This window comes from Pseudomonas sp. LAMO17WK12:I5, from assembly GCF_900215165.1.
GTDB lineage: Bacteria > Pseudomonadota > Gammaproteobacteria > Pseudomonadales > Pseudomonadaceae > Aquipseudomonas > Aquipseudomonas putida_A.
The window spans coordinates 33,854-46,999 of the sequence record NZ_OBDS01000008.1 but is presented as its reverse complement, the minus strand read 5'-3'; the positions used below and the strand labels follow the sequence as shown (position 1 = coordinate 46,999).

The 13,146-nt window shown below is 63.8% G+C and carries 1 protein-coding gene; it reads left to right on the top strand.

All coding sequences use genetic code 11. The features are described 5' to 3' along the window. The first annotated feature begins 23 nt into the window (after positions 1-23). Positions 24-13,022, top strand: coding sequence for a non-ribosomal peptide synthetase (locus CRO59_RS15250; RefSeq protein ID WP_097088267.1), 12,999 nt, complete (start codon positions 24-26; stop codon positions 13,020-13,022). The last annotated feature ends 124 nt before the right edge of the window (positions 13,023-13,146 follow it).

Genomic DNA, 13,146 nt, shown 5'->3' with positions numbered 1-13,146 from the left:
GCCGAATTCAGGCAGGAAACCTCATGACCGACGCGTTCGAACTCCCCAGCACTCTGGTCCAAGCCCTCCAGCGCCGTGCGGCACAGACGCCGGATCGCCTGGCCCTGCGCTTTCTCGCCGAAACCGAGGAGCAGGGCGTGGTGCTCAGTTACCGCGAACTGGATCAACGCGCGCGTACCATTGCTGCCGCGTTGCAAGCCCAGGCTGAGCTCGGTGATCGCGCGGTGCTGCTGTTTCCCAGCGGCGCGGATTACGTCGCGGCGTTTTTCGGTTGCCTGTACGCCGGGGTGATCGCGGTGCCGGCCTATCCGCCGGAGTCCTCCCGTCGGCATCACCAGGAACGCCTGCTGTCGATCATTGCCGACGCCGAACCGCGTCTGCTGCTGACCAGTGCCGACCTGCGCGATGCCTTGCAGCAAATCGACGGCGCGCCGCCGTTGCTGTGCGTCGATACCCTCGACAACGCCCTGGCCGAGGCCTGGATTGAGCCGACCCTGCCGCAGGACCACATCGCCTTTCTGCAATACACCTCCGGCTCCACCGCGCTGCCCAAAGGCGTGCAGGTCAGCCACGGTAATCTGGTGGCCAACGAGCTGCTGATTCGCCACGGTTTCGGCATCGACGTGAACCCCGACGACGTGATCGTCAGCTGGCTGCCGCTGTACCACGACATGGGCCTGATCGGCGGATTGCTGCAGCCGATTTTCAGCGGCGTGCCGTGCATCCTGATGTCGCCGGCGTACTTCCTCGGTCGCCCGTTGCGCTGGCTTGAAGCGATCAGCCAATACGGCGGCACCATCAGCGGCGGGCCGGATTTCGCCTACCGTCTGTGCAGCGAGCGGGTCAGCGAATCAGCACTGGAGCGCCTCGACCTGAGCCGCTGGCGGGTGGCCTATTCCGGCTCCGAACCGATCCGTCTCGATACCCTTGAGCGCTTCGCCGAGAAGTTCACCCCGTGCGGCTTCAGCGAAGACAGCTTCATGGCCTCCTATGGTCTGGCCGAGGCGACCCTGTTCGTCGCCGGCACACCGCGCGGCACGGGCATTCCTGCGCTGCGCGTCGATGATCAGGCACTGGCGCAAAACCGCGCCGAGCCGGGCGACGGCAGCCCGATCATGAGTTGCGGCATCAGCCAGCCTGAACATGCGGTGCTAATCGTCGATCCGGTAACGCTAAACGAACTGGCTGACAACCTCGTCGGTGAAGTCTGGGCCGCCGGCCCGAGCATCGCTCACGGCTACTGGCGCAATCCCGAGGCCAGCGCCAAGACCTTCGTTCAGCACGCCGGCCGCACCTGGCTGCGCACTGGCGATCTGGGCTTCATCCGCGACGGTGAACTGTTCATCACCGGGCGCCTGAAAGACATGCTGATCGTGCGCGGTCACAACCTCTATCCGCAGGACATCGAGCAAACCGTCGAGCGTGAAGTGGAAGTGGTGCGCAAAGGTCGCGTCGCGGCATTCGCGGTCACTCAGGACGGCGAAGAAGGTATTGGCATCGCCGCAGAAATCAGCCGCAGCGTGCAAAAAATCCTGCCGCCAGAAGCACTGATCAAAGCCATTCGCCAGGCAGTGGCCGAGGCGTATCAGGAAGCACCGAGCGTGGTGGTGCTGCTCAACCCGGGCGCGCTGCCGAAGACGTCCAGCGGCAAGTTGCAACGCTCGGCGTGCCGCAATCGTCTGGTCGACGGCAGCCTCGACAGCTACGCGGTGTTCCCGTTCGCCGAGGTGCAAAGTAGCGAATCGAGCCTGGCAGCTTCGGAGCTGGAAGCCCTGATCGGCAAGATTTGGGCCGAGCAACTCAATCTCAAACAGGTCAACGCCGACGACCACTTCTTCCTGCTCGGCGGCAACTCGATTGCCGCCACGCAAGTGATCGCCCGGGTCCGCGAAGAACTGGCGCTGGAGTTGAACCTGCGCCTGCTGTTCGAAGCGCCGACCCTGTCCGCGTTCGCCGCTGCCGTGGCGCAGCAGCAACAGGATGGCGGCAACGTCCAAGGCGCAATCAACGCCTTGTCGCGCAGCGAAGCACTGCCGCAATCGCTGGCGCAAAACCGACTGTGGATCACCTGGCAACTCGACCCGCACAGCAGCGCCTATAACATTCCCGGCGCCCTGCGTCTGCGCGGCGAGCTGGATGAAGATGCGTTGCGCGCCAGCTTCCAGCAACTGATCGAGCGCCACGAGTCACTGCGCACGCGCTTCTTCGAGCGTGACGGTGTAGCGCTGCAACAAGTCGACGCCGCACCTGAATTCAACCTGCAACTGATCGACATCAGCGACCTGCCGGCGCACGAACGTGAAGCCCGTGCGCAACAGATCCGCGAGGACGAGGCGCGCACTCAGTTCGATCTGGAAAAAGGCCCGCTGCTGTGGGTGACGCTGGTGCGTCTCGACGATGAAGATCATCAGCTTCTGGTGACCCTGCACCACATCATCGCCGACGGTTGGTCGCTGAACGTGCTGCTCGACGAATTCTCGCGCCTGTACGCTGCGGCATCCCAAGGCCAGCGCGCAGAACTCGCGCCACTGCCGACCCAATACGCCGACTACGGCAGTTGGCAGCGCCAATGGCTGACGCAAGGTGAGGGCGAGCGACAACTGGCGTACTGGAAAGCGCAACTGGGCGACGAACATCCGGTGCTGGAACTGGCCACCGACCACCCGCGTTCAGCCAGACAATTGCACAGCGCCGCGCGCCACAGCGTGCGCCTCGGCGTCAGCCTCAGCGACGCGATCAAGCAGACTGCGCAGGCGCATCAATCGACGCCGTTCATGCTGTTGCTCTCGGCGTTCCAGAGCCTGCTGCACCGCTACAGCGGTCAACGCGATATCCGCATCGGCATCCCCAACGCCAACCGTCCGCGCCTCGAAACCCAGGGTCTGATCGGCTTCTTCATCAACACCCAGGTGCTGCGTGCCGAGGTTGATTCGCGGCTGTCGTTTGTCGAGTTGCTGGCGCAGACACGCGAGGCTGCACTGGGTGCGCAGGCCCATCAGGATCTGCCGTTCGAACAACTGCTCGAAGCGTTCCCGCAGGCTCGCGAACAAGGTCTGTTCCAGGTCATGTTCAACCACCAGCAACGCGACTTGAGTGCGCTCAAACGCCTGCCGGGCCTGCTCGCCGAAGAGTTGCCGTGGCACAGCCGCGAGGCCAAGTTCGACCTGCAACTGCACAGTGAAGAGGATCGCAACGGGCGACTGACCTTGTCCTTCGACTACGCCGATGAACTGTTCGACGCGGCGACCATCGAGCGTCTGGCCGAACACTTCAGCAACCTGCTGCGCGCCGTCTGCGAACAACCGCAACAGGCGATCGGCGACCTGCCATTGCTGACTCCGTGCGAGCAGGAACAGCAACAAGCGTGGAGCGTCGCCCCGTGCACCCCGGCGCAGCAATGGCTGCCGGAGCTGCTCAACGAACAGGCGCGGCGGACCCCGGAGCGCACCGCGCTGGTGTGGGACGGCGGCAGTCTCGATTTTGCCGAATTGCACTCCCAGGCCAACCGCCTCGCGCACTATCTGCGCGACAAAGGTGTCGGCCCGGACGTGTGCGTGGCGATTGCCGCCGAGCGTTCGCCGCAACTGCTGATCGGCCTGCTGGCGATCATCAAGGCCGGTGGCGCCTATGTGCCGCTGGATCCGGATTATCCGGCCGAGCGCTTGGCTTACATGCTCAGCGACAGCGGCGTCGAACTGCTACTGACCCAGACCGCATTGCTCGATCGCTTGCCGGCCAGTGACGGCGTCAGCGTGATCGCCATGGACGCGTTGCACCTGGAAAACTGGCCGAGCCAGGCACCGGGTCTGCACCTGCACGGCGACAATCTCGCCTACGTGATTTACACCTCCGGCTCCACTGGTCAACCGAAGGGCGTCGGCAACACCCACGTCGCGTTGGCCGAACGGCTGCAGTGGATGCAGAACAGCTATCGCCTGAATGACAGCGACGTGCTGATGCAAAAGGCGCCGATCAGTTTCGACGTATCGGTGTGGGAATGCTTCTGGCCGCTGATCACTGGCGCGCGTCTGCTGATCGCCGGCCCCGGTGAGCACCGTGATCCGCATCGCATCGCGCAACTGGTGCAAGAATATGGCGTGACCACGCTGCACTTCGTGCCGCCACTGCTTTCGCTGTTCATCGATGAACCGCTGAGCGCCGAATGCTCCAGCCTGCGCCGGGTGTTCTCCGGCGGTGAAGCGCTGCCGGCGGAACTGCGCAACCGCGTGCTGGCGCAGCTGCCGGCGGTGCAACTGCACAACCGTTACGGCCCGACCGAAACCGCGATCAACGTCACCCACTGGCACTGCACCACGGCCGACGGCGAGCGTTCGCCAATTGGCCGGCCGCTGGGCAACGTGATCTGCCGCGTGCTCGACGCGGATCTCAATCCCGTGCCGGCCGGTGTGCCGGGTGAACTGTGCATCAGCGGCATCGGTCTGGCCCGGGGTTACCTCGGTCGTCCGGCGCTGACGGCCGAGCGCTTTGTGGTCGACCCGTTGGGCGAGCGGGGCGCACGTTTGTACCGCACCGGTGACTGTGCACGCTGGACCGCGGACGGCGTGATCGAATACCTCGGGCGCCTCGATCAGCAGGTCAAACTGCGTGGTTTCCGCGTTGAACCGGAAGAAATCGAAGCGCGCCTGCTGGCCCAGGACGGCGTCGCTCAAGCCGTGGTACTGGTGCGGGAAACCGCAGCCGGCGCGCAACTGATCGGCTACTTCACCGCTGTCGATGCCAGCGAAGATCAGGACGCACAGATCGCCCGCCTGAAAACCGCACTGGCCGGCGAACTGCCGGAATACATGGTCCCGGCGCAATTGATGCGCCTGGACGCGATGCCCCTGAGCCCAAGCGGCAAACTCGACCGTCGCGCCTTGCCTGAGCCGCAGTGGCAAGTGCGTGAACACGTCGAACCGGTCACAGAGCTGGAACAACAGATCGCCGGGATCTGGCGCGAAGTGTTGGGTCTGCCACGGATCGGTCTGCGCGACGACTTCTTCGCCCTCGGCGGGCACTCGTTGCTGGCCACACAAATCATCTCGCGTAGCCGTCAGGCCTGTGACGTCGAGTTGCCGTTGCGCGCCTTGTTCGAGCACAGCGAACTCGGCGATTTCGCCGAGCAGATCCGCCTGATCCAGGCCAGCGGCCAGACCAACCAACAGCCACCGATTGCCAAAGTCGATCGCAGCAAACCGGTGCCGTTATCGTACTCGCAACAGCGCATGTGGTTCCTCTGGCAGATGGAGCCGGACAGCCCGGCGTACAACGTCGGCGGCATGGCGCGCCTGCGCGGCGTATTGCACGTCGAGCATTTCGAGGCAGCCTTGCAGGCGTTGATCCTGCGCCACGAAACCCTGCGCACCACGTTCCCGAGCGTCGATGGCGTGGCCCGTCAACAGGTGCATGCCGAGACTGGCGTGCGCATGGGCTGGAAAGATTTCTCGAAACTGCCGGCTGACCAGCGTGAGCAGCGGGTCCAGCAACTGGCCGATGACGAGGCGCATCTGCCGTTCGACCTGGAAAGCGGCCCGCTGCTGCGCGCCTGTCTGGTGAAGACCGCCGAGCACGAACACTACTTCGTGCTGACCCTGCATCACATCGTCACCGAAGGCTGGGCGATGGATATTTTTGCCCGCGAGCTCAGCGCGCTGTACGAAGCCTTTGTTGATGACCGCGACTCGCCGCTCGAAGCGTTGCCGGTGCAGTACCTCGATTACAGCGTCTGGCAACGGCAGTGGCTGGAGTCAGGTGAGCGTCAGCGCCAGCTCGACTACTGGACCGCGCAACTCGGTCGCGAACATCCGCTGCTGGAACTGCCCGGCGACCGTCCGCGGCCACCGGTGCAAAGCCACCAGGGCGAGCTGTTCCGTTTCGACCTGAGCGACGATCTTGCCGCCCGCGTCCGTGCGTTCAATGCGCAAAACGGTCTGACCCTGTTCATGACCATGACCGCTGCGCTCGCCACCTTGCTCTACCGCTACAGCGGCCAGACCGACCTGCGCATCGGCGCGCCGGTGGCCAACCGGATTCGTCCGGAAAGCGAAGGGCTGATCGGCGCATTCCTCAATACTCAGGTGCTGCGTTGCCAGCTCGACGGCCAGATGTCGGTCGGCGAACTGTTCGAGCAAGTGCGCCACACCGTTATCGAAGGCCAGTCGCATCAGGACCTGCCGTTCGATCATCTGGTCGAAGCGCTGCAACCACCACGCAGCGCGGCGTACAACCCGTTGTTCCAGGTGATGTGCAACGTGCAGCGCTGGGAGTTCCAGCAGAGCCGCATGCTCGCCGGGATGACCGTCGAGTACCTGGCCAACGATGCGCGGGCGACCAAGTTCGACCTCAACCTGGAAGTCACCGACCTCGACCATCGCCTCGGTTGCTGCCTGACCTACAGCACCGATCTGTTCGATGAACCGACCATTGCGCGCATGGCCAAACATTGGCGCAACCTGCTGGAAGCGTTGATCGCCGATCCGCAACAGCGTCTGAGCCAGTTGCCGCTGCTCGACCCGACTGAACAACAGCAATTGCTCGACAGCCTCGGCGTTGAACCGGGCGAACGTCGTCTCGATCAGTGCATCCATCATCTGTTCGCCGAGCAGGCGCTGGCGCGCAAAGATGCCCCGGCCCTGACTTTCGCCGGACAGACTTTGAGCTACGCCGAACTCGATGCCCGCGCCAATCGCCTGGCCTGGGCCCTGCGTGAGCGTGGGGTCGGCCCGCAAGTGCGGGTCGGTCTGGCGCTGGAGCGTTCGCTGGAAATGGTCGTCGGCCTGCTGGCGATCCTCAAGGCCGGCGGCGCTTATGTGCCGCTGGACCCGGAATACCCGCTCGATCGCCTGCACTACATGATCGAAGACAGCCGCATCGGTCTGCTGCTCAGCGACCGCGCGATGTTCACCGCCCTCGGCGATTTGCCGTCGAGCGTGGCGCGCTGGTGCCTGGAAGATGACAGCGCGGCGCTGGTGGATTACCCGGCCACTGAGCTGCCCTTTATCAGCCTGCCGCAGCATCAGGCCTATCTGATTTACACCTCGGGCTCGACCGGCAAGCCGAAAGGCGTGGTGGTGTCCCACGGTGAAATCGCCATGCATTGCCAGGCCGTGATCGAACGTTTCGGCATGCGCCCCGACGACTGCGAGCTGCACTTCTATTCGATCAACTTCGACGCCGCCACCGAGCGTCTGCTGGTGCCGTTGCTCAGCGGCGCGCAGGTGGTGCTGCGAGCGCAAGGGCAGTGGGATGCGGAAGAAATCTGCGGGTTGATCCGCACCCACCGGATCAATGTGCTCGGCTTCACCCCGAGCTACGGCAGCCAGCTGGCGCAGTTCCTCGCCACGCAGAAGGAAACTCTGCCGGTGCGGATGATCATCACCGGCGGCGAAGCGCTGACTGGCGAGCACCTGCAACGGATTCGCGCCGCGTTCAAACCGAGCCTGTTCTTCAACGCCTATGGTCCGACTGAAACCGTGGTCATGCCGCTCGCCAGTCTCGCCCCGGAAGTGCTGGAAGAGGGCGCCGGCAGCGTGCCGATCGGCAGCGTGATCGGTGACCGCGTGGCGTACATTCTCGACGCCGATCTGGCGTTGGTGCCGCAAGGCGCGACCGGTGAATTGTTCGTCGGCGGCGCCGGTCTGGCGCAGGGCTATCACGACCGTCCGGGCATCAGCGCCGAGCGTTTCGTCGCCGACCCGTTTGCCGCCGATGGTGGACGCATGTACCGCACCGGCGACTTGGTGCGCCAGCGTGCCGATGGGTTGGTGGAGTACCTGGGCCGGATTGACCATCAGGTGAAAATCCGTGGTTTCCGCATCGAGCTGGGCGAGATCGAAACCCGTCTGCTCGATCACCACTCGATCCGCGAAGCGGTGGTGCTGGCGCTGGATGCGCCGAGCGGCAAGCAACTGGTGGGCTACCTGGTCAGCGAAGTCGCCGAGCAAGGCGAAGCGCAACAGGCCGAACTGCGTGAAGCACTGAAGTCGCACCTCAAGGCGCAATTGCCGGACTACATGGTGCCGACGCACCTGATCCTGCTGGCGAGCATGCCGCTGACCGCCAACGGCAAACTCGACCGCCGCGCCTTGCCGGCACCGGATCCCGAGCTGAATCGTCAGCACTACGTCGCCCCGAGCAGCGAGTTGGAGCAGACCCTGGCACAGATCTGGTGCGAGGTGCTCAACGTCGAACAGGTCGGTCTCAACGACAACTTCTTCGAACTCGGCGGCGACTCGATCCTGTCGATTCAAGTGGTCAGCCGAGCGCGGCAGCAGGGCATTCATTTCAGTCCACGGGATCTGTTCCAGCATCAGACCGTGCAGACCCTCGCCGCTGTCGCCAGCCGCAGCGAGCAAGTCACTGCCGAGCAGGGACTGGTGCTCGGTGAGTCGGCGATGACGCCGATTCAACACTGGTTCTTCGACACTGATATTCCTGAGCGTCAACACTGGAACCAGGCGTTGCTGCTGGAACCGACAGTGGCGCTGGAACCGCATCGTCTGGAGCAGGCGCTGCTGGCAGTGATCGAACAGCACGACGCCCTGCGTCTGCGCTTCACTCAGGCCAACGATCAATGGCAGGTCACGCATCAACCGGTATCCGACGCCGAGGTGTTGTGGCAGGTGCGGGTGGCGGCGATGGACCAGTGCGCAGCGCTGTTCGCCGATGCCCAGCGCAGTCTCGATCTGCAGAACGGCCCGCTGCTGCGCGCCTTGCTGGTCGATGGTCCCGAAGGGCAGCAACGCCTGTTTATTGCGATCCATCACCTGGTGGTCGACGGTGTGTCGTGGCGCGTATTGCTCGACGACCTGCAAACCGTGTATCGCCAGCTCGACGCCGAACAGTCGGTAAAACTGCCGGCAAAAACCAGTGCCTTCAAAGACTGGGCTGCACGTTTGCAGGCCTATGCCGGCAGCGAATCACTGCGTGAAGAACTGAACTGGTGGCAAACCCAACTGGCCGGATCGAACGCCGATCTGCCGTGCGAAAACCCGCAGGGCGGACAACAGAATCGTCACGCGCAAACCGTCAGCGTGCGCCTGGATGCCGAGCGTACCCAACAACTGCTGCAACAGGCACCGCGCGCCTACCGCACGCAGGTCAACGACCTGCTGCTGACCGCGCTGGCCCGTGTGCTGTGCCGTTGGAGCGGGCAGCCGTCGGCATTGATTCAACTGGAAGGCCACGGCCGCGAAACCCTGTTCGACGAGATCGACCTGACCCGCACCGTCGGCTGGTTCACCAGTGCCTATCCATTACGCCTGACCCCGCACAACATCGAAGAGGCCGCCGGGCAGGGCGCTTCGATCAAGGCGATCAAGGAGCAACTGCGCGCGGTACCTCACAAAGGCCTCGGTTATGGCGTGCTGCGTTATCTGGCCGATGACCTCAGCCAGCGCAGCATGGCGGCGTTGCCGAATGCTCCGGTGACCTTCAACTACCTCGGCCAGTTCGACCAGAGCTTCGCCAGTGATGCGCTGTTCCGTCCGCTGGACGAGCCGGTCGGTGCGGCCCACGATCCGCAGGCGCCGTTGCCCAACGAGTTGAGCATCGACAGTCAGGTGTACGGCGGCGAACTGCTGCTGCGCTGGACTTTCAGTGGCGAGCGCTACGAGGCGCAAACCATCAACGATCTGGCCGACGCCTACCTCGGCGAGCTGCAAAGCCTGATCGAACATTGCCTGCAAGACACGGCCGGTGGCCTGACGCCTTCGGACTTCCCGCTGGCGAAATTGACCCAGGCGCAACTCGATGCACTGCCGGTGCCGGCGGCGCAGATCGAAGACGTCTATCCGCTGACGCCGATGCAGGAAGGCATGTTGCTGCACACCTTGCTCGAACCGGGCACCGGTCTGTACTACATGCAGGATCGCTACCGGATCAACAGCGAGCTCGATCCCGAGCGTTTCGCCCAAGCCTGGCAAGCGGTGGTCGCCCGTCATGAAGCGCTGCGTGCGTCGTTCTGCTGGAACGTCGGCGAAGACATGCTGCAAGTGATCCACACCCCGGGTCGTACGCCGATCGAGTACCTGGACTGGAGCGCCATCGCCGAGGACGAGCAAGAACCGAAGCTGCAAGCGCTGCTGAAAAGCGAGCGTGAGGCCGGGTTCGATCTGCTCAATCAGGCACCGTTCCACCTGCGCCTGATCAAGGTCGGCGCGGCGCGTTACTGGTTCATGATGAGCAACCACCACATCCTCATCGATGCCTGGTGCCGTTCGCTGCTGATGAACGATTTCTTCGAGATTTACACCGCCCTCGGTGAAGGTCGCGAAGCACAGTTGTCGGTGCCGCCGCGTTACCGCGACTACATCGGCTGGCTGCAACGCCAGAGCCTGGCCGAGGCGCGTCAGTGGTGGCAGCAGAACCTGCAAGGTTTCGAGCGCACCACACCGATCCCGAGCGACCGACCGTTCCTGCGCGAACACGCGGGCGAAAGCGGCGGCATGATCGTTGGCGACCGCTACACGCGACTGAATGTCGAGGACGGCGCCCGTCTGCGCGAGCTGGCCCAGGCCCATCAACTGACCATCAACACCTTCGCCCAAGCGGCGTGGGCACTGGTGCTGCGCCGTCTGAGCGGTGATCGCGACGTGCTGTTCGGCGTCACCGTGGCCGGGCGCCCGGTGGAAATGCCGGAGATGCAACGCACCGTCGGTCTGTTCATCAACAGCATTGCGCTGCGGGTGAAAATGCCTGAGGACGATCAGCGCAGCAGTGTGCGGCAGTGGCTGAGCGCTTTGCTCGACAGCAACATGCAACTGCGCGAGTACGAATACCTGCCGCTGGTGAACATCCAGGAGCAGAGCGAATTGCCGAAAGGCCAACCGCTGTTCGACAGTCTGTTCGTGTTCGAGAACGCGCCGGTGGAAGTCTCGGTGCTGGACCGTGCACAGAGCCTCAACGCTACGTCGGACTCTGGTCGTACCCACACCAACTTCCCGCTGACGGCGGTGTGCTACCCGGGCGATGACCTCGGCCTGCATCTGTCCTATGACCAGCGCTACTTCGACGAATCGACCATCGAGCGCATGCTCGGTGAGTTCAAGCGCCTGCTGCTGGCATTGGTCGATGGCTTCCACGGTGACATGGCTGATTTGCCGCTGCTGGGGGCCGAGGAGCAGGACTTCCTGCTGCACGGCTGCAACCAGAGCGCGCACGATTATCCGCTGGAGCAGAGCTACGTGGCGCTGTTCGAAGCGCAGGTCGCGGCGCATCCGCAGCGCATCGCCGCCACTTGCCTTGATCAGCAACTGAGCTATGCCGAGCTCAACCTCAACGCCAACCGCCTCGGCCAAGCACTGGTCGCCGCCGGGGTGCAGTTGGATCAACCGGTAGCGTTGCTGGCCGAACGTAATCTGGATCTTTTGGGGATGATCATCGGCAGCTTCAAGGCCGGTGCCGGTTACCTGCCGCTGGATCCGGGCCTGCCGAGCCAGCGTCTGCAGCGGATCATCGAGCTGAGCCGCACGCCAGTGCTGGTGTGCAGCGAAGCCTGCCGCCAACAGGCGCAGACTTTGCTCGATGAGTTCAGCTGCGCCAACCGTCCACGGCTGTTGGTCTGGGAAGAAGTGCAGGCGCTGGCGACATCGCTGCACAACCCGGGAATCTACAGTGGCCCAGACAACCTGGCCTACGTGATCTACACCTCGGGTTCGACCGGGTTGCCGAAAGGCGTGATGGTCGAGCAGCGCGGCATGCTCAACAACCAGTTGAGCAAGGTGCCGTACCTGCAACTGACGGACGCCGACGTGATCGCGCAGACCGCTTCGCAAAGCTTCGATATTTCGGTCTGGCAGTTCCTCGCCGCGCCGCTGTTCGGGGCGCGGGTGGACATTGTGCCGAACACTATCGCTCACGATCCGCAGGGGTTGCTGGTGCATGTGCAGGCGCAGGGCATCACCGTGTTGGAGAGTGTGCCGTCGCTGATTCAGGGCATGCTCGCTTCCGATCGCCTGAGCCTCGACGGCCTGCGCTGGATGTTGCCGACCGGTGAAGCCATGCCGCCGGAACTCGCGCACCAATGGCTGCTGCGTTATCCGCAGATCGGTCTGGTCAACGCTTACGGCCCGGCGGAATGCTCCGATGACGTGGCGTTCTTCCGTGTGGACATGGCTTCGACTCGCGGCAGCTATTTGCCGATCGGTACGCCGACCGACAACAACTTGCTGTACCTGGTCGATGGCGCGCTGGAACTGGTGCCGCTGGGCGCGGTGGGCGAGTTGTGCGTGGCCGGGACCGGCGTCGGTCGCGGTTACGTCAGCGATCCGCTGCGCACCGCGCCAGTGTTTGTGCCCAACCCGTTCGGCGCGCCGGGCGAGCGTCTGTATCGCACCGGTGACCTCGCGCGGCGGCGCAGTGACGGGGTGCTGGAGTACGTTGGCCGGGTCGACCATCAGGTGAAGATTCGCGGTTACCGGATCGAACTGGGTGAAATCGAAGCGCGTCTGCACGAACAACCGGAAGTCCGCGATGCGGCGGTCGGCGTGCAGGAAGGCGTGAATGGCAAGCACCTGGTCGGCTATCTGGTCGCGGCGGATTCGGCGCTCAACCCGAGCGAACGTCTGGAGCGGATCAAGCAACGCCTGCGCAGCGAACTGCCGGAATACATGGTGCCGCTGCACTGGTTGTGGCTCGATCAGCTGCCGCACAACGCCAACGGCAAACTCGACCGCAAGGCCTTGCCGGCGCTGGAGATCGGCCAGTTGCAGAGCGAGGATTACCTGGCCCCGCGCAACGAACTGGAGCAGACCCTGGCCGACATCTGGGCCGAAGTGCTCAAGGTCGACAAGGTCGGCGTGCGCGACAACTTCTTCGAACTGGGCGGACATTCATTGCTGGCCACGCAGATCGCTTCGCGGGTGCAGAAAACCCTGCAACGCGATGTGCCGCTGCGGGCAATGTTCGAGTGCAGCACGGTGCAGGAACTGGCCGAGTACATCGAAGGCCTGGCGGCGAGTGACATGACCGAGGATAAAGTGGATCGCTTGAATGATCTGATGGCGGAGCTGGAGGGCTTGTAATCTTCGGCGTCTGTACCGGCCCCTTCGCGAGCAGGCTCGCTCCTACATTGGGTATGCGTTCCCTTGTAGGAGTGAGCCTGCTCGCGATTGGGGGCGGCACATTTTTCAGACATTTACACGGTTG